General features: G+C 69.8%; 22 protein-coding genes. 6 read left to right on the top strand and 16 right to left on the bottom strand.

Annotation, left to right across the window (positions count from 1 at the left end):
- Positions 1-46 precede the first annotated feature (46 nt).
- Positions 47-1,555 carry a PucR family transcriptional regulator gene (locus ITJ61_RS00360; RefSeq protein WP_194685156.1) on the top strand — a complete coding sequence of 503 codons (1,509 nt, stop codon included), beginning with the start codon at positions 47-49 and terminating at the stop codon, positions 1,553-1,555.
- Here the strand turns inward: ITJ61_RS00360 and ITJ61_RS00355 are convergent, their stop codons facing one another.
- Positions 1,556-2,140: a hypothetical protein gene (locus ITJ61_RS00355; RefSeq protein WP_194685155.1), complete on the bottom strand. Its 585-nt coding sequence runs from the start codon at positions 2,138-2,140 to the stop codon at positions 1,556-1,558.
- 239 nt (positions 2,141-2,379) lie between these two features.
- Between ITJ61_RS00355 and ITJ61_RS20185 the strand changes: the two genes are divergently transcribed.
- The 4 genes from ITJ61_RS20185 (at position 2,380) to ITJ61_RS00335 (ending at position 6,406) form a co-directional block, all read left to right on the top strand.
- Positions 2,380-4,122: a sensor histidine kinase gene (locus tag ITJ61_RS20185; protein ID WP_194685154.1), complete on the top strand. Its 1,743-nt coding sequence runs from the start codon at positions 2,380-2,382 to the stop codon at positions 4,120-4,122.
- Positions 4,110-4,787 (top strand): response regulator, encoded by a 678-nt coding sequence (locus ITJ61_RS00345; RefSeq protein ID WP_104342266.1) that lies wholly within the window; start codon positions 4,110-4,112, stop codon positions 4,785-4,787. The genes ITJ61_RS20185 and ITJ61_RS00345 overlap by 13 nt, the downstream gene beginning before the upstream one ends.
- 90 nt (positions 4,788-4,877) lie before the next feature.
- Positions 4,878-5,438 (top strand): RNA polymerase sigma factor, encoded by a 561-nt coding sequence (locus ITJ61_RS00340; RefSeq protein ID WP_104331711.1) that lies wholly within the window; start codon positions 4,878-4,880, stop codon positions 5,436-5,438.
- Positions 5,435-6,406 (top strand): hypothetical protein, encoded by a 972-nt coding sequence (locus tag ITJ61_RS00335; protein WP_194685153.1) that lies wholly within the window; start codon positions 5,435-5,437, stop codon positions 6,404-6,406. Before ITJ61_RS00340 ends, ITJ61_RS00335 begins: the two co-directional genes overlap by 4 nt.
- 210 nt (positions 6,407-6,616) lie before the next feature.
- Here the strand turns inward: ITJ61_RS00335 and ITJ61_RS00330 are convergent, their stop codons facing one another.
- The 3 genes from ITJ61_RS00330 to ITJ61_RS00320 are packed head-to-tail and all read right to left on the bottom strand — an operon-like array spanning position 6,617 to position 10,682.
- On the bottom strand, positions 6,617-7,843 hold the full coding sequence (locus ITJ61_RS00330; RefSeq protein ID WP_194685152.1) for a serine hydrolase domain-containing protein: 1,227 nt from the start codon (positions 7,841-7,843) through the stop codon (positions 6,617-6,619).
- A gap of 44 nt (positions 7,844-7,887) precedes the next feature.
- On the bottom strand, positions 7,888-9,531 hold the full coding sequence (dacB, locus tag ITJ61_RS00325; protein ID WP_323744267.1) for a D-alanyl-D-alanine carboxypeptidase/D-alanyl-D-alanine-endopeptidase: 1,644 nt from the start codon (positions 9,529-9,531) through the stop codon (positions 7,888-7,890).
- A complete protein-coding gene (locus tag ITJ61_RS00320; protein WP_194685151.1) occupies positions 9,528-10,682 on the bottom strand; it encodes a serine hydrolase domain-containing protein in 1,155 nt (384 codons plus the stop codon). The genes dacB and ITJ61_RS00320 overlap by 4 nt, the downstream gene beginning before the upstream one ends.
- A gap of 224 nt (positions 10,683-10,906) precedes the next feature.
- On the opposite strand from ITJ61_RS00320, the gene ITJ61_RS00315 reads away from it, so the two are divergent.
- A complete protein-coding gene (locus tag ITJ61_RS00315) occupies positions 10,907-11,446 on the top strand; it encodes a hypothetical protein (RefSeq protein ID WP_194685150.1) in 540 nt (179 codons plus the stop codon).
- Between the two features lie 26 nt (positions 11,447-11,472).
- On the opposite strand, the gene ITJ61_RS00310 is transcribed toward ITJ61_RS00315, so the two are convergent.
- The 12 genes from ITJ61_RS00310 to ITJ61_RS00255 all read right to left on the bottom strand — a co-directional run bounded on the left by ITJ61_RS00310 (position 11,473) and on the right by ITJ61_RS00255 (position 23,226).
- Complete coding sequence (locus tag ITJ61_RS00310; protein WP_104301116.1) at positions 11,473-11,700, bottom strand: hypothetical protein; 228 nt, start codon at positions 11,698-11,700, stop codon at positions 11,473-11,475.
- Between the two features lie 76 nt (positions 11,701-11,776).
- Entirely contained in the window at positions 11,777-11,998 is a 222-nt protein-coding gene (locus ITJ61_RS00305) for a hypothetical protein (protein ID WP_194685149.1), read from the bottom strand.
- A 142-nt stretch (positions 11,999-12,140) separates the two neighbouring features.
- Complete coding sequence (locus ITJ61_RS00300; RefSeq protein ID WP_194685148.1) at positions 12,141-13,163, bottom strand: MBL fold metallo-hydrolase; 1,023 nt, start codon at positions 13,161-13,163, stop codon at positions 12,141-12,143.
- Between the two features lie 321 nt (positions 13,164-13,484).
- Complete coding sequence (speB, locus tag ITJ61_RS00295; protein ID WP_104301129.1) at positions 13,485-14,447, bottom strand: agmatinase; 963 nt, start codon at positions 14,445-14,447, stop codon at positions 13,485-13,487.
- 369 nt (positions 14,448-14,816) lie between these two features.
- On the bottom strand, positions 14,817-16,109 hold the full coding sequence (locus tag ITJ61_RS00290; RefSeq protein WP_194685147.1) for a M20 family metallo-hydrolase: 1,293 nt from the start codon (positions 16,107-16,109) through the stop codon (positions 14,817-14,819).
- On the bottom strand, positions 16,106-17,080 hold the full coding sequence (locus ITJ61_RS00285) for an NAD(P)-dependent oxidoreductase (protein WP_194685146.1): 975 nt from the start codon (positions 17,078-17,080) through the stop codon (positions 16,106-16,108). Before ITJ61_RS00285 ends, ITJ61_RS00290 begins: the two co-directional genes overlap by 4 nt.
- A gap of 10 nt (positions 17,081-17,090) precedes the next feature.
- Positions 17,091-17,873 (bottom strand): amino acid ABC transporter ATP-binding protein, encoded by a 783-nt coding sequence (locus tag ITJ61_RS00280; protein ID WP_323744266.1) that lies wholly within the window; start codon positions 17,871-17,873, stop codon positions 17,091-17,093.
- Positions 17,873-18,838 (bottom strand): amino acid ABC transporter permease, encoded by a 966-nt coding sequence (locus ITJ61_RS00275; protein ID WP_104242195.1) that lies wholly within the window; start codon positions 18,836-18,838, stop codon positions 17,873-17,875. The genes ITJ61_RS00280 and ITJ61_RS00275 overlap by 1 nt, the downstream gene beginning before the upstream one ends.
- Before the next feature lie 41 nt (positions 18,839-18,879).
- Positions 18,880-19,770, bottom strand: a complete 891-nt coding sequence (locus ITJ61_RS00270; protein WP_104242197.1) for an ABC transporter substrate-binding protein — start codon at positions 19,768-19,770, stop codon at positions 18,880-18,882.
- 172 nt (positions 19,771-19,942) lie between these two features.
- Positions 19,943-20,536: a helix-turn-helix domain-containing protein gene (locus ITJ61_RS00265; protein ID WP_104242199.1), complete on the bottom strand. Its 594-nt coding sequence runs from the start codon at positions 20,534-20,536 to the stop codon at positions 19,943-19,945.
- The gene (locus tag ITJ61_RS00260; RefSeq protein WP_104299207.1) at positions 20,533-22,209 is read right to left on the bottom strand and encodes a thiamine pyrophosphate-binding protein; all 1,677 of its coding nucleotides are present in this window, start codon (positions 22,207-22,209) and stop codon (positions 20,533-20,535) included. Before ITJ61_RS00260 ends, ITJ61_RS00265 begins: the two co-directional genes overlap by 4 nt.
- Positions 22,210-22,212: 3 nt before the next feature.
- Positions 22,213-23,226 carry a dimethylarginine dimethylaminohydrolase family protein gene (locus ITJ61_RS00255; RefSeq protein ID WP_104242202.1) on the bottom strand — a complete coding sequence of 338 codons (1,014 nt, stop codon included), beginning with the start codon at positions 23,224-23,226 and terminating at the stop codon, positions 22,213-22,215.
- Positions 23,227-23,374: the final 148 nt, after the last annotated feature.

Below are 23,374 nucleotides of genomic sequence, written 5' to 3'. Positions count from 1 at the left end.
ATGCTCGGTTCGTCGCGAAGATGCGACAGAATGCACGGGAGCTCGCATGCCATCACCCTCGTCACCACACGGCCAGATCTCACTCGCCCAGCTGCTCGCACGCCCCGAGCTGCACCTCGACGTGCTCGTACCGGGCGACCTCGATGTGAGCATCCGCTGGGTCGCGACGAGCGACCTCACCGACCCGACGCCGTACCTCCTCGGCGGCGAGTTCCTGCTGACGGCCGGCGTCGGGCTGCGCGACCTCGACCACGCCGAGCTGGAGGGCTACGTCGAACGGGCCGTCAGCGCCGGCGTCGTCGCGCTCGGCCTCGGCATCGACCCGGTGTTCCACGAGGTGCCACCCGCCCTCCTCGAGGCCTGCACCGCAAGCGACCTCACCCTCGTGCGCATTCCCAACGACACCCCGTTCGTGGCCGTGTCGCGCACCTTCGCCGAGATGACCGAGCTGCGGCGAGTGGATGCGCTGCGCACACTCGCCGACGCGACCCGCCGGCTGCTGCGCGCCGCATCTGCGGACCAGCCCGAGACGGCCGTGGCGGCGGCGCTCGCCGAGCGGCTCGGCTCCTGGGCGGCGATCGTCGGACCAGGCGGCGCCGTGCGCGCGAGGGCCGGCCAGGTACCACCCGCGCCCGTGCTGGGCGCCCTCGCCGAGTCGGCAGACCAGACGAGGGGCGGACCGGCCGCCTACCCGCTGCGCAGCCTCGGCGGGGCCGCCCTCGGCACGCTGCTCGTGGAGGCCGCTCCCCCGGCGGGCTCGACGGCGCACGCGTTCCTCACGACGGCGCACGGCATGCTCGAGCTCATCGCGAGGCAACGCACCTCAGGCAGCGTCGCGCCCGGCCAGCTGCTCGTGCCGCTCCTCCTCGAAGCCGACGACGTGTTCGCGCGCCCGGACGGCGGCCCGGACACCGAGCTGTGGCGCGACCTCCTCCTGCAGGCGGCCGGCGCAGACGCGCGCGCCCGAACCCTCAGGGTCGTCGTCGCCTGCGCGCCCTCCACCCTCAAGGACGCGAGCGAGCTGCACCGCTGGCGCAGCCTCTTCGACACGAAGCTCGTCACCATCTCGGCCGAGCACGCCACCGTCACCCTCATCACCCGCCTCGACGTCACGGAACGGCGCCTCACCGCGTTCCTCGACGAGGGGTGGAGCTTCGTCGTCGGCCGCCCCGTCACGGCCGAGCAGCTGCGCGCATCCGCCGCGGAAGTTCGCGCCCTCGAGCGGCGAGCGAGGGAAGACGGCGGGGTGGTGCGCGTCGGCGCCGACCTCGCGCCCGTGCACTCGTTCATCGGCGCGGCCTCGGGGCGTGCACTCGCCGAGCGACGTCTCGAACCGCTCCTCGACCTCGACGCGGAGGCCCGGAACGCGCGCCTCGCGCTGCTCCGCGCCTGGCTGCACGCGAACGGGCACTGGGATGCGACGGGCCGCGAACTCGGGATGCACCGCAACAGCGTGCGCCGCGGCATCGACCAGCTGCGGGGGCTGCTCGGGCTCGACCTCGACGACGCCCGCGTGCGCGCCGAGCTCGTCATCGCCCTCGAGTACGTGGAGTAGCTACCCGGCGAACCACTCGGTCAGGACCCAGAGCAGGACCAGCGCTGCGACGACGATCGCGAACACCGGCGCCCCAGCCACGAGCACCTCGCCGAGACTCGCCCCGCCTCGGTACCGGCGCCGCACGAGCACCGGGGAGAGCGGCTCGCTGACCAGCGTGACGCGGCACCCGGCCGAGCGGAGCGCATCCACGACCCCGAGACCGTGCGGAGTGAACGCCGCGATCGTGTCGCCGCCGCCCCGCAGGATGACTCGCGCGGCAGTTCCCGGTCCCATCCTCGTCGGAAGCAGCAGGCGCTCGACGACGACGACCTCGTCGATGACGGCGAGCGGGATGACCCGCTCCCTGCGCCGAACGGCGTTGATCACGAGACCGGTCTTCTCGACCCTCGCTTCGACGAACCGGCCGAAGAGCACCCCGCCCACGGCGAATGCCACGGCCCCGAGGATCGCCAGGACCGCGCCGCCCACCGAGCCCTGCGCCCACGGCCCCGCGGCAGCCTCGACGAGCGCGAACCATGCGAGGCCGACGAGCAACGCAGCGGCGGCGATGACCAGAAACCATCGCCCAGCCCGTACCGACATGCGGTCCCTCCGTTCACCCCGCCGAGCGTGCCCCGAGTCGGGCTTCTCCGCCCCGCGCAGACGACGGTCAGCCAGCCGCACGAGCAAGCCACCAGGGTAGCCCGCGCGCCACCGCAGGCGCCCGCCGTCGCGGTAGGCTTCGGGCACGCTCTCCCAGCGCGCAGCACCGCACCTCAGCGAGACCAGTGCTCGCCGAACGCACCGCTGCATCACTTGGCCTGAGCCGAGGTGACCTCGACGTGACCCGTTCCATCGACGCCCGAGCAGCACGCATCCCGCTTCGCGCGACGCGAGGCGATGCCCTGCGCCCGGCCCTCCTGCTCATCGCCGTGCTTGCGCTCGCCCTCGGCGGCGTGCAGCTCGCCGTCGGCGTGGATGCACCCGTCCCGTTCTGGGTGCCGCTCGCCTTCACCGCCGTGTTCTTCGTCTGGACGGCCGCCGGCGTCATCGCGTGGTGGCAGCGCCCCCTGAGCATGGTCGGCGGCCTGCTGCTCGTCGGCGCGATCGCCATGTTCCTCGGCGGGGTCGGCAACCTGGGGCTCCCCGTGCTGGTGGAGCTGAGCACCATCTTCGCGACCCTCATCCTCGCCGTCACGGTGCACCTGCTGCACGCCTTCCCGTCCGGACGCCTGCAGGGGCGCGTCTCCATCGCCACGGTGGCCGTCGGCTACGGCGTGACGCTCCTGCTGCAGATCCCGCTGTACGTGCTCCCACCCGACACGCTCCCGCACCTCGTCGGAGTCTGGGTGCAGGCGTTTGTCGGCCTCGGCGTCATGGGGGTCACCGCGGCCCTCCTCATCCGCCGCCTCCGCTCCGCCGACCCGAAGAACCTGCGCGTCCTGCTCCCCCTGTACCTGTATGGCATCCTCGCGGTGCTGAGCATCCCCCTCTCCGCGAACGTGCTGCGCCTCCTCGGCGCGCCCGGCGAGGTGATCGGCTCCATCCAGCTGGTCGTCATCGCGGGCATCCCCATCGCCTTCCTCCTCGGCGTGCTCATCGGCGGCTACGCGCAGACCGTGGAGGCGGAGGTGCTCAGCGCCTGGCTCAGCCTGGCCGGCTCCGCGCGAACCGTCGTCGGAGCGGCGCTCGCCCGCTCGCTCGGCGACGACTCGCTGCGGGTCGCGTACTGGGCAGAGAACCGGCAGGTGTTCGTCGACGAAGCGGGCCTCGACGTGGATGTCCGCACCCAGTCGACACCGCGCCAGTGGCAGGAGGTGCACGTCGAGTCCCGACTGGTCGGCGCCATCAGCTACGACGAGCGGATGATCGCAGACCCCGAGACTGTGCGCCGGGCCGGCCGTGTGCTCGCCATCGCGCTCGACCGCGAGCGCCTCACCGCCGCGCTCCTCGCGAGCAACGAGGCGCTGCAGCAGTCAAGGCTCCGCATCGTGGAGACCGCCGACCGCGAGCGCAACCGCATCGCCCGCGACCTCCACGACGGCCTGCAGGTGCAGCTCGTGCTGCTGGCGCTCGAGGCCCAGCAGATCGCGAACTCGGGCGATGCGCACCCGTCGACCGTGACAGAGGCGACCGCGCTCAGGCACCGCATCGACACGGCAGCTGCCGACCTCCGCCGCCTCGTGCACGCGGTGCTGCCGTCGGCCCTCGTCGAGCGCGGCCTGACGGCGGCCGCCGAAGACCTCGTCGATCGCCTCGAGATCCCCGCGAGCCTCGTCAGCGACGCCGACGACAGCACCCTGGCCCCCGCGACGTCGCAGTCAGCGTACCTGATCATGGCCGAGGCCCTCACGAACGCCGTCAAGCACTCAGACGCGCGCACCGTGAACGTGCGCATCGCGCAGCGAGGCGCGCTGCTCAGCGTGACCGTGAAAGACGACGGCCGCGGCGGGGCACGGGTCGAAGATGGCACCGGGTTGAAGGGGCTCGTCGACCGGATCGACACCCTCGGCGGCTCCTTCGAGCTCGTCTCGCCCCTCGGATCGGGAACGGAAGTACGGGTGGAGCTGCCATGCGGGTCGTGATCGGCGAAGACGAAGCGCTGCTGCGCGAGGGGCTCAGGCATGTCCTCAGCAACGACGGCTTCGAGGTGGTCGCTGCGGTCGGCACCGCCGTCGAGCTCGAGGTCGAGGTCGCGCGGCTCGCGCCCGACCTCGTGATCACCGACATCCGGATGCCCCCGACCTTCACCGACGAGGGACTCGTCGCTGCCCTCCGCATCCGGCAGGCGCATCCCGAGGCCGCCGTGGTCGTGCTGTCACAGCACGTGCAGCGGCGCTACGCGAGCGAGCTCATCGGGCAACGCGACGGTGGCGTCGGCTACCTGCTCAAGCAGCGCATCGCCGACGTTCGGGCCTTCACCGCCGATCTGCGCCACGTGCAGGCGGGCGGCACCGTGCTCGACCCCGACGTCGTGGCCGTGCTCCTCGCGCGGGCGACGAAGATCAGCGGGCCCGTCGGGGAGCTCACGCCCCGACAGCTCGACGTGCTCGGGCTCATGGCCGAAGGCCGCAGCAACAGCTACATCGCCGCGCGGCTCGGTTCCTCCGAGAAGGCCGTCGTGCACCACACCTCCAACATCTACGACGCCTTCGACCTGCCCGTCGCTGCCGACGACCACCGCCGAGTTCTCGCGGTCGTCCGCTACCTCGCGGCCGCCGGAGACGTGGATGCCGGCGGCGGGCGCTGAGGCTCACCCGCGGGTGCCCCGCGAAACGCCGACGGGCATTCTGGGAACCACGATTTGTAACACTCGCCCGTTTCTGGGCATGTAGGTGATGTGAGCCCGAACAGACTCGAACCCAGCCGCGCGGAGCGCTTCTCGGCGCTGTACGACGACGCGTATGTCGACGTGCTGCGCTTCGTCACCCGCCGCACCAGCCACGAGGCGGCCGAGGATGTCGCGCACGAGGTGTTCCTGACCGCGTGGCGACGCTTCGACACGGTGCCGACAGTCCGGGATGAGGCGCGCGCCTGGCTGTTCGGCACGGCTCGCAACTGCCTGCTCCGCGAATGGCGAGAGCACGGGAAGCGCGACGCGCTCGGCGTGCGCATCGCGGACGCCGAGCAGGCCCGGACGCCGGACCTCGAATCGCTGGCCGCCGATGTGCGCCTCGACCTCTCCGCCGCCTGGAAGCGCCTCGACCCGAGCCACCAGGAGGTGCTCTCCCTCGCGATCTGGGAACAGCTCCCCTCCGCACTCGCCGGATCGGTGCTCGGCATCAGCGCGCAGAGCTACCGCGTTCGCCTCCACCGGGCGCGCGCCGCGCTCCGGGAGCACCTCGAGCGCGCCACACCACCACGCACCAGCCCCTCGACCGTGACGGAGCAGCAGGCATGAACGTCGACGACGAAACCCTCAAGCACCTGCGCACACTCGATGTCGCGCCGCACACATCTCTCACCGACGCCCAACGGGAGGTGGCCGCGGTCAGAAAGGCGAGCATCCTCGCAACCGACCCGACCGATCGCGAGGGCGCGGCCGCAGGTGCATGTGCAGCTGGCGCTGGCGCTGGCGCACTCCAGGCACCCTCGCGGCGATCCCGCAGGAGCCGCACTCGACGGCGCCTCGCGTGGGGCATCGGCATCGTCGCAGTGACGGGCGCAGCCGTGGCGGCACTCGTCGTCGCCGCGACCACCTACCTCGGCAACCCGGCCCCCGTCGTCGGCACCACCCCCATCGCCACTACTTCACCGTCACCGCTCGAGGCATCAGCACAGCCGCGGCTCACCGAGGCCGAGGCCATCGCCGGGTGCGTCGACGCATGGCGCCCCGATCCGGACGTCCAGTCGACGGAACAGTACGAGAGCTTCTACGTGAACGACAAGTCGATCACGAACGTCGTCGACGGCGAATGGCAGATCACCCTCGTGCCGACGCAGCAGATCGAAGCGGAGTGGAACCTCTACTGCACGTCGTCCGACGACCTCGTGATCATCTACACCAATGGCTACGACGATTGGCCGACGATCGACGAGACACAGACCACAACGATCGGCGAGACCGTGCTCCTCGCCGCCAGCGAAGCACCTGAGACGATCATGGAGGCACGAATCGGCGGAACGCTCGGGCTCAACGAGGGCGGCTGCTGGGTCGTGGTCGAGAACGACTACGAGACCCTGTTGCAGTTCCCCTTCGGTTCCACACTGACGCAGGACGGCCGCGGAGTGGACGTTCCCGGCGTCGGCGTTGTCGGCGAGGGCGACACCATCGGCGGCAGCGGCGGCATCGATTCTGCCCCTCCCGAGACACCCGCGATCTGCGGGGGTCCCGCACAAGTCATGGCGTTCTGGCAGGCAGCCTCGTGAACCAGCCGCTCGGAGACCGCGGGCTCGCACCCGAGCCGCCGGACCAGCGCCCCGCCGCCAGAAAGGCACCGACCACCGCTCAGGACTCGCGATCGGAGCGGTGGTCGTGGTGGCGGCCAGCATCGTCGGCATCCTCGCGGGTCAGCTGCTCTGGGAAGGCGAGCTCTTCGAGCTGGGCATCACCAACACCTCGTACCAGCCGTAAGCCGGTCAGCTTGCGACAGGCGAGCTGTAGAGGGTGCCGATGAGCTGCTTCGCGATCTCGGTGGCGGGCCCCGCGCTGTTCGCGGCCGGGGCGAGGTTCGCCCAGACGACGAGCGTCACGTCGGCGACCGGGTCGTAGCCCATGAAGGAGTTGAAGCCGGGCAACTCGCCCGTGTGGCCGTAGAACTGCCCGAAGTGGGCGATGTTGTAGCCGTACGACGGGTCAGCCGGGTTCTTCGTCGTGGGTTGGAAGCTGTCCATGCGCGCCTGCTGCATGTCCGGTTCCAGGATGTCGCCGCTCTTCCCGCCGAGCGCCTCCACCCAGTCGGCGAGGTCGCCCGCGGTCGAGATGCCGGAGCCAGCCGACCACGCCCACGACGGGTTGTCGAGGGTGCCATCGTTGGGCGTGAACGTGCCCTCCTCGACCTGCTTCATGAGGTCCGGCGGCAGCTTCGACGAGCCGATCGTGTTGACGTTGGTCCACCAGAAGTAGCCGTCGGAGTGCGGCGATGGGATGCTGCTGTCCCCGATCTCGGGGAACGACGTCTCGTCGAGGCCGAGCGGCGTGAAGATCCGCTCGTCGTAGATCTCAGCGAGCGGCTTCCCGTCGAGGTCCTCGGCGATGAGCCCGAGGAGGATCGTGTTGGTGTTCGAGTAGTGGTAGTCGGTGCCGGGCTCGAAGTCGACCGGGAGAGGAAGCGCCATCTTGATGAGCTCCTCCGGCTCCCACACGCGGTCCGGATCCTCATCCAGTGCCGTGTTGAGCTCGAGCGTCTCCGTGTAGTTGGCGAGTCCGCTGCGCATGAGCAGCATCTGCTCGATCGTGATGTTGTCGCCGTTCGGCACGTCGGGTCGGTACTTCGACACGGGGTCCGCGAGCGCGATCTTGCCCTCCTGCACGAGCTGCAGGATGACGGTGCCCGTCCACGTCTTCGTGTTGGAGCCGATGCGGATGTGGTCGTCGACCGAGACGGGAGTGCTGCCGCCGGGGCTCGTCACCCCGTAGGTCGCCGTGAACTCCCCCTCTGGCGTGCGCAGTAGCATCACGGCGCCCGGCTGGCCGAGCTCCTCCGCGGTCTCCTCGAAGATCGCGGTCACGGCCGCCTCGTCGAACGGCTTCAGCGTGGATGTCGGCGCCTCTGTCTCCGCGGCCTGCGCCGTGCAGGAGACGAGGGCCAGGGCGGCGACCATGGCGGTCGCCGTGTACGTCGTTCTCTTCGCGATCTTGGACATGTGCTGTCTCCTCATGGATTGCGTGCGAACTCGGGGATGCTCGGTCAGTACGCCTGCTGGATGATCGCCGCGACCTTGCCGACGTCATCGTTCGCTTCGAAGACCCCGGGCATGCCCTCGTAGAAGCCCTGGTTCACGATGATCGTGAACGCCAGGTTGCGGCCGGACTCGGTGACCATGACGCCGCCGAGGGTCTTGGTGCCGAGCCGGAGCCTGCCGTTGAACGCGTCGGCGCTTGCGAGAGTTCCCGTCTTCGCGAACACCTTCCCGGCGGCCGGGCTGTCCTTCTGCACGTCGGCGAGCGACCCGTCGACGCCGAGGATCGGCATCGTGTCGCGCCAGCGCTCGGCGTCGGGACGCTCCGCCATGAGGCTCTGGATCTGCACCGCGTTCTTCGGGGTGATGTAGTTGCCTTCGAGCCCGGAGCCGTCGACGAGGGAGGCGCCCGTCGTGTCGAGGCCGGCCTCGGCCCAGATGGCCTGCGCGACCCCCATGCCGTCCTCGTTGCAATCGGTCTTGCCCGCGTCGACCGCGAGGCGGCAGATGAGGGTCTGCGCGCCGCGGTTGTAGCTGACCTTCATGACGTAGGTGATCTCCTCGGCGAGCGGCAGCGACTCGAGCTCCGCGACCGCGGGGAGCGCCTCGACGGCGTCCCAGTTCGGGAGGGCCGACTTCGGGTTCTCCGCGGAGGGGTCGGCGCTGACGGTGACCCCCGCGCGCTCCAGGGCTTCGATGAACGCCGTGCGGGCGAACGTCGACGGGTCGTCGAACTCGAAGACCCGCAGAACGGGGTCGGCATCCGCGGCGATCGTGCCGGTCACGACGATCGTGTTCGGATCGCTTGCCGACACCTCCGGCGCCTCGACCTTGTACTCCTCACCAGCTGGCACCGTCTCCACCTGGAGGTCGAGCGCCCACTTTCCGACGGCAGGTGTGAGTGCCGCGGTCGCGGGGGCACCCGCCTCCCCCGGCGTGACGAGCACGTCGAGGAGGTTCTGGTTGATGACGATGGGGGTGATCGGCTGCTCGGCGAGCGAGCCCTGGAACAGGCGGTCGTCGATGATCACGTCACCGCTGACGGTTGTGATCCCGGACGCCTTCACCTGCGCGGCCAGCTCGTCGAGGCCCGTGAGGGGGTCCTCGGGCGTGAGCGTCGCCCCCGGCAGGGGGTTCGCGTCGTTGTGGTCGAGGTTCGCGAAGCTGACGCTGCCGTCGTCCTTGGTGCGTCCGCCCATCGTCAGGTCGCCCTGCCCGACCAGCACGAGATCACCGTCGAGCGTGCCAGCCGTGACCTCGCCCGACTGCTTCACCGGCGTCACAACCGTGTGGTCAGGACCCCACTTCACCCACGCGGCACCGGCGCTGTACGTCTTCACGAAGGAGCCCGGCTCGGCGAGCTTCTCGCCGTCCAAGTCGACGAGCACCTCACCCGTGTCCAGATCCTCGACCGCGATCGACCAGCGGCCGCTCGCGAACTGCGGCTGATTCATGACCTCGAGTGCCGCATCCGGAAGCCCAGGGACGGACACGAGCGTCGTCCCGTCCCACACCGGGACGTCCGCATCGTTCGCGTCGGCCGCGACGCACCCCGTGAGCAGCAGCATCGCGACGGCCCCCGCCGTCAGGACGCGGGCGCCGCGGCCGAACCCTGATCCGCGTGCTCGCCCGGCAACGCCGCCGGCGATCACGCGCCCGCTCCGTTCGCGAGGACCTCAGCGAGGGCGCGGAAGGCGATATCAGCCGGATGCCCGGCAGGGCTGTCCGACTCGTTCATGTAGACGACGATGCTCGCGCCCGTCGCCGGGTCGTGGAAGGTGGCGGCCGTGAAGCCGAGCCCCTCGCCGTTGTGGCCGAGCCACCCGTTCGTCTCCCCCATCCCCACCGCATACAGGTCGTAGGGCGGCTTCGGGATCTCGTGGCCCACCTGGCGCAGCTCCTGCGTCTCCGGCTTCAACAGTGATCCCGAACCGAGCGTCTCCGCCCAGGCGCGCCCATCCTCGAGCGTGGAGAAGAGCGAGCCGGCGGCGCCGAGAATCGACGGGTTCTCGCTCTGCGCGACGGGCTTGCCGTCGTCGATGACGTAGCCCATGGGATGCGGTTGCGCCCAGTCGTCCACGTCGGTCAGGTACGTCGTGCCCGTCTGCCCGAGCGGGGTGAGGATGCGCGCGTCGAGCGCATCCGCGTACGGCTCGCCCGTGACCTTCTCGACGACCGCACCGAGCAGGTTCGTGTTGGCGTTCGTGTACAGGTACTCGGCGCCGGGCTCGAACCGCGCCGGCTGATCGACGACGGGGGCGTTCAGCTCCTCCAGGGTGTAGATCTTCGTCGGGTCGGAGAGGAACTCATCCTGGAAGGCCTCCGTGACGTAGTCGGCGTTCCCGCTCGACATGTTCGCGAGCTGCAGCAGCGTGATCCTGTCGCCGTTCGTGATGCCCTCGACGTACTGATCGATGGTGTCGTCGAGGCTCAGCTTGCCCTCGTCGGCGAGCTGCAGGATGAGCGTGACCGTGTACGACTTCGTGATGCTGCGGATCGGCCACGACATGTCCGTCGTGACGGGCGTGCTGTCCTCGACGTTCGCGAGTCCCGTGGCCGTCGTCCACGAGCCCTGGCCCGGAATCCAGACCCCGGCGGCCGCACCTGGCACCTCGAGCTCGGCCATCACCGCGTCGAGGGCAGCCTGCAGCCCGTCCTGGAGTTCCGCGGGCAATTCGCCGTCCGGCGCGGCAGGGCGCGTGACCTCGGGAGCCGTCGGGTCAGTCGCGCTCCCCGCGCCGTCACCGCCGGCAGACGTGCATCCGCTCGCCAACAGGCCGATGGCAGCGGCCATCGCCGCCATGCCGAGAAGACGAGCAGATCGGGGTGCTCTGGATGCTTGGGATGCTCTGGAGGGGGCTTGGGGGCTGCGCATGATTCCTCATTCGTCGAGGTTCCCTGAGAGACGTCGGGAAGATCACATCTCAGGAATCACACTCGCCGACGCGGGCACTCGCGACAATGGACCTAGGTCCCTGTTGAGCTGGTGTGCCGCACGCGTCGCGCGCGTGCTGGCAGGATGCCCGTATGACAGTGCTCCTCGACCAGGTCGTCATGACCGACTACGGACTCTTCTACCTGACGTGGGAGGCGTTCAATTACGACGGCGACCTCGCGCCCCACTTCGCCGGGCAGCAGAACGGTTGGGTTGGGGCCGCACTGCCCGGCATGCTGTTCGTCTGCCTCGCACGTCGCGCGGGAGGGTCCGCGGTGAAGATCGAGCTGCTCGAGGCGCGCCCGCAGCTCGACGCCCCCGGCGAAGACTGCGTCGAAGTCTCCGTCTCGCTCACCGACGACCGAGAAGTGTGGTGGAGCGGCTTCACCGGCATGGACGCAGGTGCGTTCGATCTGCCCGGTGGCACATACAGGCTCCGCGTGACTGCCCGAGGACGCGACGCGGGCCATGACGGCGAATTCGAAGACGAAGTGGTCGACTCGTACTTGCTGCAGCTCTGGTCAGCGCCCGTCGAGCACGACGAGATCGTCCGAACGGGCAGCACCGATGCGCGCTACTGGAATGACGCCTGGGGAACGCCCCAGGGCGAGACGGCGCCCACTCGAAGCTGAGGAGAGACCCGTCTTACTGTCCCAAGTCAGCCGGACGGGTTCTCGACCGGGAAGCCCTCGGCATCCGTGCCAGCTTCGGGGTCGACCTCACTCGGCGGGGTGGGCGCGCTCTCGTGCCGAGCTGCGTCGGGGTCGCCGCGGTCCTCGCCCACGGCACGGACGCTGCGCAGCGCATCCCGCTCGGCAGCCTCGGCCGCCTGCGCGGCGCTCTGGCCCTCGTCGGGAGTGTTGGCACCTACTGGTTCATGGGTCATGGACCGGACGCTACGCGACGAAGATCCACCAGCCCCAGGGGTTGCGCCCAGGCGCTTCCGGTGCTGCGTGCGCCGGTCAGCGGCGGCCGGCGCCCTGGCTGTCGCCCTCGGATGCCATGACCCGCGCGTCTCGTCGGCGTCGCTCAGCCTCACGGTAGACGACCCACAGGAGCGCGGTCGGCAGGATGAGCAGGATGCGCAGAAGCACATCCCCGGTCTGGAAGGACGCGCCGACGACAAGCACCGACAGCAGCACGAGCCCCGCGAAGATCCAGCGGCGAGTGGTGGCGTCTTCCATGTTGGCCTCCGGTGTTCGATGTCGTGGCTCGCGCTCCGGTCGCACTCCCCCAGGAATCACGTTGGCAGCAGTCAACCAGGCATAGCTCCGAGTTGGCGCCGTTGGCGCCGTCGCACCTGGGCAGGCCCAGGTCTGGCCGCACTCAGGCCGTCTCGGTCCGCACGGCCTCGACGTGCATCGCCGTCTGCTGGAGCGCCGAACGCAGCGTGAAGCCCTCGAGACTTGCCCAGCCGGCCGACCACGTGAGGCGAGAGGCGATCTCGAAGATCGAGGCGTCGGGTGATGCCTCGAGGGCGCCGGCGACCTCATCGGTGCGGCGCTGGTTGTGGCGCGCATGCTCACCGCAGCGTTCGCCAAGCCCCACGAACCGGTAGCCGTGCCCCGGCACGGCCTCGTCGACGCCGAGCTCGGCGATGCGCCGCAGCGAGCGCTGGTACTGGACCACCGGGTTGCTGCCATCGTCACCGCCGAGACCGAGCCCCGGGTGCAACACGGGCGACACGTGGTCGCCGGTGAACACCAGCCGGGCCTCCTCGTCGACGATCGACAGGTGCCCGGGTGTGTGGCCCGGGGTGTGGACGGCACGCAGCCGCCTGCCGGGCACGTCGAGCAGCTGCGCGTCATCGACAAGCACGTCAGCGCGCAGCGAGACCGGCGTCGCCGACCGCCCGACGAGCCGAAGGATCTCCGGGCGGCGATCGACCGGCACACCCCAGTCGACGAGCCTGGCCGTCTCGACCTCGACGCTCGGCACGTCCGCAGCCAGCGCATCGAGCGCCGCCTGCTCGGCACGGTGCAGCACGATCGGCGCACCCGTCGCGTCCCGGAGCCGCTCGGCCAGACCGAGGTGATCGTGATGCAGGTGCGTCGCGATGATCGACCGCACCTGGTCGAGCCGGTGGCCGGTCGCCGCGATGGCACTGGCGAGCACGGCAAGGTTTCCGTCGGAGTCTGAGCCGGGGTCGATGACGTGCACGCCACCCGCGTCGTCGGCGATCACCGAAGCGAGCGTGCACGGGATGCGGCCGCCGGGCGTCGGCCCCGCGGGCATCGGGCTGCCCACCGTCCAGATCCCGTCCCGCACCGCCTCGAGGGGCGCCACGGCTCCGTCGTGCCAGGCCGCTTCCTGCGCGGCGCTGCTCGCCGCGACGCTCGAGCCGCTCATGCCGCGGTCACCTGTTCTGGCGGAGCTCCGTGCCAAGTGCATCCCATGCCAGAAGCCTAGGACGCGGACGCGCGCGTAGACACCGGCAGTAACTCCGACACCGACAGCGGCCGTGACTCCGACGGCGACGGGGACGGGGACGGGGACGGGGACGGGGCGCGTGTGCGGGCGCCGCCCGAAGCTCCCGGCCGTCGACCATCGTGACCAACTTCAGTGCCAGAACCGCCCAAACCGCCCTTGGAACAGTGAGGAAGCGCGATTCTGCACTGAAGTTGGTCAGCACCCGGCGAGAGCGAACCAGCAGCCGCGGACGCAGTCCAGCTAGCGGCGCACCGCGAACATCGAGACGAGCTCGTAGACGACGTGCGCCGCGGCGACGCCCGTGAGCTCGGCGTGGTCGTAAGCCGGCGACACCTCGACGACATCTGCGCCGACGACGTTGAGGTCCGCGAGACCACGCAGGATCTCGAGCAGCTCGCGGCTCGTCATGCCGCCAGCTTCCGGCGTCCCGGTGCCGGGCGCGTGTGCGGGGTCGAGCACGTCGATGTCGATGGAGATGTACAGCGGGCGATCCCCGATGCGCTGCCGAAGCTGCTGCACGACCGCATCCGCTCCGCGCCGGTAGATGTCGGCCGAGCTGACGATGCCGAACCCGAAGCGCTCGTCGTCCTCGAGGTCCTGCTTGCCGTACAGCGGGCCGCGCGTGCCGACGTGGCTGAGCGCGTCCGTGTCGAGGAGCCCCTCCTCGAAGGCCCGGCGGAACGGGGTGCCGTGTGTGTACGCCGCACCGAAGTAGGTGTCCCACGTATCGAGGTGCGCGTCGAAGTGCAGCATCGCGACGGGGCCGTGGATGCGCGCCATGTTGCGCAGGAGCGGCAGCGCGATCGTGTGGTCGCCGCCGATCGTGACGATCTTCGCGCCCGTGTCGCTGAGGGCCTTCGCGGCCTGCTCCACGGTCCCGAGCGCCTCCTCGATGTCGAACGGGTTGACGGCGACGTCGCCGGCGTCGGCGACCTGCTGCGCCGCGAACGGCGACACGTCGAGCGTCGGGTGGTAGGGGCGCAGGAGTCGGCTCGACTGGCGCACGTGCGCCGGACCGAAGCGAGCACCGGGGCGGTACGAGACGCCGCTGTCGAACGGGACCCCGAGGATCGCCACGTCGAGCTTCTCGACCTCATCGACCCTCGGCAGCAGCGCGAAGGTCGCAGGCCCTGCGAAGCGAGGAACCTGCGCCGAATCGGTCGGTCCGACGTTGCCGTCCTGCGTCACCCGAGCGGGGTTCATCCAGAAGAAATCGTTGCTCACTGTGGGGCCTCCTTGCCGCGTGCTTCTCCCCAGAAGCTAGCGAAAAAGACCTCAGGCCAAGCGCACACTTTGCACCAGGTGCTTCAAGCATCGGTGCGAATCGCACCCACAGTTCTCCCGCCGGATGCCCCATGCCACGCCACCCGGCCACCCTCGCTACCTCGCCGACGCTACCTCGCCACCCCGCCGCGGTCGCCCCCTCTCCCTCACCCTCGCCACGCCACACCGGAGCGATCGCTGCCCGGCGAGTCGCCCTCTGGCGCTGGCGCTAGGGGGCGACTCGCCGGGCAGCGATGAACGGGCGGGAGCGGTGGAGCAGGGGTCAGGCAGGGACAGGGCGGGGCAGGGTCAGGAGAGGTGGCCGGTGACGAGGCGCCGCACGACTCCGGTGAGGACGTCGAGACCGGCGACGAGGTCGGCGGGCTCCGTGTACTCCCCCTCGTTGTGCGAGATGCCGTCGACGGAGGGCACGAACAGCATGACCGTCGGCACGAGCTCCTTCATGTTCGTCGAGTCGTGGCCGGCGACGGTCATGATCTCGTCGTTCGAGAGGCCGAGTTCCTCGGCGACGGAGCGGGCCAGGTCGACGCCGGCTGGCTGGTACGGGTTGACGTCCCACGAGTGCGACAGGGTGCGCTCGATCTCGACGTGGGCCTTCGCCTCGATCTCTGCGAAGCGCGCGTCCAGGAGGGCGTTGGCCTCGGCGAGCAGGGCTTCGTCGTCGCTGCGCAGGTCGAGCAGCAGCGTCACCTCGCTCGCGACGACGACGGGCGAGTTCGGGTAGACGTCGAGCTGCCCGACGGCCGTGTGCAGCTTGCCGGGGAAGCGGTCGGTGAGCTCGCGCGCGAAGACGACGAGCAGGGAGGCGCCGTAGAGCGCATCCTTGCGGTCTTCCATGACGGTCGCCCCCGAGTGGGCCTGCTCGCCCTTGACGACGACCCGGTACTTGCTGGCAGCCCAGGTCGCGGTCACGAGCCCGATGGTCGTGCCGGCGTTCTCGAGCAGGCGGCCCTGCTCGATGTGGATCTCAGCGCACAGCGCCGCGACGGGACCGGTGCCCTCGCCGAGGAAGCCGGTGGGCCGCAGCGCCTCCTCGACGCTGATGCCGGCCTTGTCACGGACGGCGAGGGCCTTCTCGAGCGGCAGCACGCCCGTGTAGACGGACGATCCCATCATGGAGGGCACGAAACGCGAGCCCTCCTCGTTGAACCAGTTGACGACGGCGACGTTGTACTTCACGCCGTCGATGCCGCCGGCGGCTGCCTCGTCGGCGATGCGGAACGCCGCGTGCGCCGCGGCGAGCACGCCGTATGCGCCGTCGTACTTGCCGGCGGTCGGCTGCGAGTCCATGTGCGAGCCGATGAGCACGAACGGCGCGCCGGGGACGAGCTCGAGCAGGCCGAACTGGTTGCCGATCCGATCGTACTCGACGGTGAAGCCGCGCCCTTCGAGCAGCGCCTGGAACCAGCGGCGCTGCTCGTTGTCGGCGTCGCTCGCGGCCTGCCGGTCGACGCCGCCGTGCCCCGTCGCCCCGAACTCGCCCATCGTGTCGAAGTCGCGCAGGAAGCTCTCGTGCGCGGCGGCGGGGGTGGATGCTGTTGCGTCTGCCTGCGCGTGCGGCAGGCCGGGCTTGTCTGTCATGAAGTGCTCCCGGTGGGGTCGGCTGGTGCGCCGAGCTCGGCGATGATGTTGAGCGCTGGCTGCGATTCGTAGCCGGCGAGTGCAGCGTCCGACCACCAGGCCGTGTGCGGAGTGATGAGCGTGCCGGGGTCGGTGCGCATGGCGTCGCTCGGGTGCGGGGGCTCCCCGTCGAGGACGTCGGCGGCGTAGGTACGCAGGGAGCCGTCAGCCAGGGCGGCCTGAACGGCGGCCTCGTCGACGAGGCCAGCCCGCGAGACGTTGACGACGACGGCGCCGTCCGGCAGGAGGGCGAGTGCCTCGGCGCCGATGATGCCCCTCGACTCTGGGGTGAGCGGCAGGTGGAGGCTCAACGAGTCGGAGGAGCGCAGGAGCTCCTCGAGGGAGCCGACGAGCTCGACGCCGTCCGGTGCCACCTGCGCGTAGGGGTCGAAGGCGAGGATGCGGCCGAAGCTGGGGCGCGCGATCTCGGCGAGCCTGCCGCCGATGCGGCCGAGCCCGACAAGACCGAGCGTGAGCGTGCTGAGGCGTCGCGGCACGCGGAGGCGCTCGGTGGCCTCGTCCGTCCACTCTCCGCTCCGCACGAGCTGCAGGCTCCGCAGCAGGGAGCGCTCGGCGGCGAGCAGCAGCGTGAGCGCGTGCGCCGCGACCTCCTCCGTCGCGACCCCAGCAAGGGTCACGATCTTCACGCCTCTGGCGGCGGCCGCATCCGCGTCGATCATGTCGGTGCCGACGGAGCTCGTCGCGAGGAGCCGGAGCGATGGGAGCTGCGCGAGCACGTCCGCCGTGATGCGGGCGTAGCCGACGACCGCGGCAACGGCGGCGAGGTGCTCGCGGGGCACGATCGCGTCGGGTCCCGGTGCGGTCGGCAGCTCGAGGTGGGCGGTTGCGTAGCCCGCTTCCCGCAGGAGCCTCGAGGCGGGCTCCTGCGAGAGGTCGGTCGTGTCGGTGAAGATCACCAGTGGACGTGTCATGTCAGCCCGCCTACTTGAGCACGCGCGCCAGGAAGCGCTTCGTGCGTTCGTGCCTGGGGTTCTGGATGACGTCCTCCGGGGCGCCCTCCTCGACGATGACGCCGCCGTCCATGAACACGACACGGTCGCAGACGTCGCGCGCGAAGCCGATCTCGTGCGTGACGACGACCATGGTCATGCCCTCCTTGGCGAGCTTCGTCATGACCTGCAGCACCTCGCCGACGAGCTCCGGGTCGAGTGCCGAGGTGGGCTCGTCGAAGAGCAGCACGCTGGGCTTCATGGCGAGCGCACGGGCGATCGCGACCCGCTGCTGCTGCCCGCCGGAGAGCTGCGACGGGTAGTTGTCGCCCTTGTCGGCGAGGCCGACCTGCTCGAGCAGCTCCTTGGCGGCCTCGATGGCCGCCGACTTCTTGTGTCCGAGGATCTGCACGGGCGATTCGATGATGTTCTCGATCGCCGTCATGTGCGGGAAGAGGTTGAAACGCTGGAAGACCATGCCGATGTCCCGACGGCGCTTCGCGATCTCGTTCGGCCGCAGCTCGTAGAGCTTGCCGTTCTTCTCCTTGTAGCCGACGGGCTCCCCCGCCACCCTGATGACGCCGCGGTCGGCGGTCTCGAGGTGGTTGAGGCAGCGCAGGAGCGTCGACTTCCCGGAGCCTGACGGACCGAGGATGCTGACGACCTCGCCGGCGTGCACGTCGAGCGAGATGTCCTTGAGCACTTCGACGCTGCCGAACGACTTCGCGACGTTGCGCAGCTCGATCATGGGTGCGGTGGATGCGGATGCGGGCATCAGCGGATTGCCTCTCTGCTTGTTCCTGCAGACCTGCGGTTGGGCAGAATCGAGGTGAGCACTCGCTTCCACACGGGTTCCGGGGTCGTGAAGCCGCGGGACTTGCCGAGCTTGCGCTCGAGGAAGCCCTGGCCGATGCTCGCGATCGAGGTGAGGATCAGGTACCAGATGCTCGCGACGAGCAGCATCTCCATGCGGCTGAAGTCGGCGGCGCCGATCTGCTGGGCTCTCGTGAGGAGGTCTCCAGCACCGATGACCGACACGAGCGACGTCTCCTTGAGGAGCGTGACGAGCTCGTTGCCCATGGGAGGCACGATGGAGCGCAGCGCCTGCGGGAGGATGATGCGGAACATGATCTTGCCCTGCGTCATGCCGAGCGCCTCCGCTGCCTCCTTCTGGCCCGGGTCGATGGAGATGATGCCGCCGCGGATGATCTCCGACATGTAGGCGGATTCGTTGGCCGCGAGGCCGAGGACTGCCGCGGTGAGCGGCAGGATGAGGGCGTTGGTGTCGAGCTGGATGAAGATCAGGTCGATCTGCGGGAAGAACAGCGCGAGGTTGAACCAGATGAGGATCTGCACCAGGATCGGCGTCCCTCGGAAGATCCACACGAATCCGCTCGAAATGGCACGAAGCACCCCGTTGCTGGAGATGCGCATGACGGCGAGGGTGATGCCGCCGATGATGCCGAGGATCATGCTCACCACGGTCAGCATGATGGTGATGAGGAGGCCCTGCATGATGGCCTCTGCGAAGACTCTCGAGCCGACCTTCTCCCAGCGGATGCTCGATCCCGTCGCGACGTCGTAGACGAGCTTCGCGAGGAAGAGGAGCACGATCGCGGCGAAGATCCATTGGCCGTAGTGCCGCAGCGGGACGATTTTGGGGGCGTCGGCCGCGGGCGCGGCGGGGGCGGTGGTGACCGCTCCCGTCGCGCCCGTGGAGGGGCCGGTCGAGGTGTTCACTGTTCTTCAGCTCCGTTGTTGTTCGTCAGTCTCCGCGGGGCCTATTCGGCGCCGTTGATGGTGACTTCCTCGACGGCTCCGCCTTCCTGACCGTGGGAGGTCAGGATCTCGGTGTAGGTGCCGTCGTCGATGAGGGACTGGACTGCCGCCTGGATGGCTGCGCTCAGCTGGTTGTCCTTCGCGACCGCCATGCCGAGGGGCTCTGGCTGGAAGGGCTCCTCGTTGGCGAGCTCGAAGCCGCTTGCCTGCTCGACGTTGTAGCTCGCGACCGGGTACTGGCTGACCGACGCTGCTGCGCGGCCGGACTGCACCTGGATGAGGGCGTCGTTGTCGGTGGCCTGCGCGGAGATCTCGATGGGGCTCGATGCGCAGATGTCGGTGTTGAAGGCTTCGAGGATGCCCTGCTGCGCGGAGTCGCGGAGCACGGAGACGGCCTTGCCGCAGAGGTCGGCCTCGGCGGTGATGCCCTCCGGGTTGCCTTCTGCGACGACGATGCCCTGGCCGGCGTTGAAGTAGTCGACGAAGTCGTAGTTCTCCTGGCGCTCGGGGGTGTCGGTCATGGCGGCGACGACGACGTCGTAGCGTGCCGTGTCGAGCGACGGGAGGAGCGTGTCGAATGCGACGTTCTCGATCTGGACCTCGAGGCCGAGCTTCTGCCCGACGGCCTTGATGAGGTCCATGTCGAGGCCGATGACGGTGGCGCCGTCGGCGTCGAGGTACTCGTAGGGCGGGTAGTACGCCTCGGTGCCGACCGTGAGGGTGCCGGCGTCGGCGATCTCCTGCGGGAGGAGCGCGACGGCCGCCTCGTCCACGGCGACCTCGGAGACGTCGGCCTCCGGCGCGTCACCGGACGAGCATCCGGCGAGCAGTGCGGTGAGGGCGACGAACGAGGCGCCAGCCAGGCCCGCCTTCATGAGCTTCTTGGATGCCATGTGAATTTCTCCTTCTCTTGATCACCAGCAGTGATCATCTGTAGGCAACATGCGTAATCTAGGAGGCAACTTGCCGCCGGAGGCGCCAAGTCACGCAGGGTTTACAAGGGCGTTACGTGCCGAGCGATCGCTCGGTCTGTGCCGGTGAACGACAGTAGTGGGTCGGGCAAGGTCAGGTCGTGCCTCCCCACGCGGCGGGGGCGAGCACCCAGAGGAGTTCGACCCCCTCGGTCGAGTCGCGCGTGTGCCACGTGTGCGGCTCACGACCGTCGAGCGTTATCGAGTCCCCGGATTCGAGCTCCCACGTCTCCGAGGCGAGCACGACCGTGATCGACCCGCGCAGCACGTGCAGGAAGTCGACCTCGCAGTTCACGGAGTACAGCTCCTCCCCGCCAGTTCCGGACATGCCTGCGTCGACGCGGGAGCGCACGACCTGGAAGCGCGGGTCGTTGCGGGGGCTGAGCAGGCGCTCGTACACGTTGGTGCCGCCGAGGTTGATCTGCGGTGCGTCGTCGAAGCGGACGAGCTGCGCATCCGGTGCGCTGAAGAGCTCGCCCACCTCGATGTTGAGCACGTCGCAGAGCAGCACGAGCGTGGAGACGCTCGGCGACGTCTGGTCGCGCTCGACACGGCTGAGGAAGCTCTTGCTGAGGCCCGTCGCGCTGGCGAGCTGCTCGATCGTCATCTGGCGAAGCTGTCGCACCGACCGGAGCCTGCCGCCGATGGCGGCGGGCTCGTTGCGCGGCACGACGGGCAGGGCTCTCATCGGTGGACCGCCGGCCGGTGGGTGTGGGTCGCCTCGAACAGCTCGAGGGTGGCGGGCAGCACGAGCACGCGGGGCCCTGGCGTGCGGATGCTCGCGGCGAGCTCGTCGGCGAGCGTGTCCAGCTCCACGGCCCTCGACTCGATGCCGAACGCACGCGCCACCGCCAGGTAGTCGGGGCCCGTGAGCTCGGTCGCCGTGGCCCGCCCGTAGGCCTCGTTCATGTAGCCGCGCAGCACGCCGTAGCCGCCGTCGTCGACGACGAGCCAGGTCACGCTGAGCTGCGATTGCGCGAGTGTGGACAGCTCGGCGACACCGTAGAGTCCTCCGCCGTCGCCGGAGATCGCCACGACGGGGGCACCGTTCGGCGTCTCGCGCGAGCGGGAGGCGAAGGAGGCGCCGATGGCCGCCGGCAGCCCGAACCCGAGCCCGCCGCACTGCCCGTTCTCGTACACGCCGCCGCGCGCATCCCACGCCGACCAGGCCCAGTAGGCGCTGATCGTCATGTCCCAGAAGGTCGCGACCTCGTCGGGGATGGCCGAGCGCAAGGTGTCCATGAGCTCCCGCTCCGTGGCGAGGGGCTGCGCGTCCAGCCTGCCGCGCACGGTCGCGAGGAGCTCGTCGATGGCGGGGCGCGCATCCGCTCGCTCTCCGAGCTCGCTCGCGCGGAGGCGGTCGAGGACTCCCTGCAGCGCCAGGCCGGCGTCGGAGCGGAGCGTGATCGTGCCCTCGTGGTTCGCGCCGAGCACACGCGCGTCGGCGTCGATGTGGATGACGGTGCCCGTCGGGGCGAGTCGGAAGTAGTTCGACGAGAGTTCACTCAGGCCCGTGCCCACGACGAGCAGCACGTCGGCGGCTTCGAGGAACTCGGTGGTCGCGATGTCCTCGATCCACCCCTCGGCCGAGAGCGGATGCGCCCACGGGAAGGCGCTGCGGCCGCCGTAGGTGGTGACGACGGGGGCCTGCAGCTGCTCGGCGAGCTGCTCGAGCAGCTCCCCGGCGCCGGAGCGGACGACGCCGCCGCCCGCGTAGATGCGCGGCGTCGAGGACTCGGCGAGGAGCCTCGCGACGGCGTCGAGCTGCGCACCCGTGGCCTCTGGAGCGAGCGCGTACGCCTCCGCCGCGAGGCCGCCGAGCTGCCCGTCCGCGAGCTCGACGCTCGCCTGCTGCACGTCGTGCGGCACCTCGACGTAGACGGGGCCAGCGGGGGCGCTCTGCGCCGTGCGCCACGCCTCGACGAGGGTCGGCACGATCTGGTCGACCGAGCGGATGCTCCACGTGCCCTTGGCGATGCCGCGGAAGTGCGACTCCTGGTCGCGCAGCTCGTGCAGGTAGCCGTGGGCCTGGCCGCCGATGCCGGGGGTCGGCACCTGCGCCGAGATGAGCAGCACGGGCGAGCTCGCCGTCGCCGCCTCCTGCAGACCGGGAAGCGCCGTCAGCGCTCCGGGGCCGGCCGAGAGCAGGAGCGGGGTGACGGTTCCGGTGACGCGTGCGTGCCCATCCGCCATGAACGCCGCGTTGTTCTCGACCCGCGCACCGAGGTAGTCGAGCGACGAGTCGCCGAGCGCGTCGAACATGGGCAGCGCGTGCTGGCCGGGCAGTCCGACCACTCGCTCAGCGCCGAGCGCCTCGAGCGTTCGGATGACGAGCTCCCCGCCGGTGACGTTCTCTGACATCGCTTACCAGTCCCTCTGGAGTTCCATGGTCGAGCAGTGCAGCCCGCCGCCGTTCTTGTTGATCTCGCGGTAGGTGACGGGGATGATCTCCACGCCGTACTTCGAGTTGAGGAGCTCCGCCGTGCGGGGCAGGTGGGAGGGGAAGAGCAGCTTGCGGCGGTCGAGGGTCAGGAGGTTGCAGGCCCAGTCCTCCTGGGGTGCGACGTCGACGGTCTCGATGCCGAGCTTCCAGAGCGCGTCGAGGAAGTCATATGGCGCGATGCGCGAGTTCACGAGCGCGAGGTCGTCGTCGAGCATGGCGCAGCACAGGTCGAGGTGGATCTGGTAGCCGGGCATCTGCGAGTGGACGAGCTCGATGCCCTGCTCCTCGAGGATGTTCCTGAGCTGACGGTAGCCTTCGACGTTGCAGCGCACGGAGGTGCCGAAGAACGCGAGGTCGGGGCGCACCTTGATGAAGCTGCCGCCCTCCACGAGTCCCGTGCCCGTGATCGTGCCGAGGATCGGCATGCCCTGGGCCGCAACGGTCTGCGTGATCGACTGCTCCTCGCCTCGCCGCATGCGCGGTGCGAGGCGGCCGATGATCGCGCCGCCGGGGATCGTGACGAGCGGGTCGCGGGTGAAGACCGACTTCGTGAAGCTGGGGGCGAGGTCGGGGGCCATGACGACCTCGACCTCGTTGTCCTCGAGCACCTGCACGAAGCTGTCGAACTCGCTGTGCAGCTTCTCGAGGTCGGGGAACTCGCGGCCAGACCAGTACCAGCGGCGATCCGGGTCGACGTAGGCGCCGATCTCGGGCATCCAGGTCGACTCCCCCGCCTTCTCGACGGCTTCGAGGCCGGCGCTGGGGCGGCGCATCATGATGGTGCGGAGGCGTCCGACCTCGTCCTGCGCACCCCACTTGCGGCCCCAGTAGGCGGGCAGCTCGGAGTCGGCGAGGAAGCCGGGTTCGGCCTCAGGGCCGAGGAGGCGGTGGAAGGCGCCGTCTGACATCTCGAGGGTGGGGTCGACGTCGGTCATGTGAAAACCTTTCGTGGTCGCGTCGTTGCGACTCCGAGAAGTTTCGCTCACGACATCATGCGTTGTCTAGTGCGAAACTACGGTTGCTCGTTTCCGAGCACGTGACGCCCATGTTTCGAGCCCGTAACTTCTGCTGAGTCCAGGCACG

The organism is Pseudoclavibacter sp. VKM Ac-2888 (genome assembly GCF_015351285.1).
In the GTDB taxonomy this organism is placed as follows: Bacteria; Actinomycetota; Actinomycetes; order Actinomycetales; family Microbacteriaceae; genus Pseudoclavibacter.
This window is presented reverse-complemented; position numbering and strand designations above follow the sequence as displayed.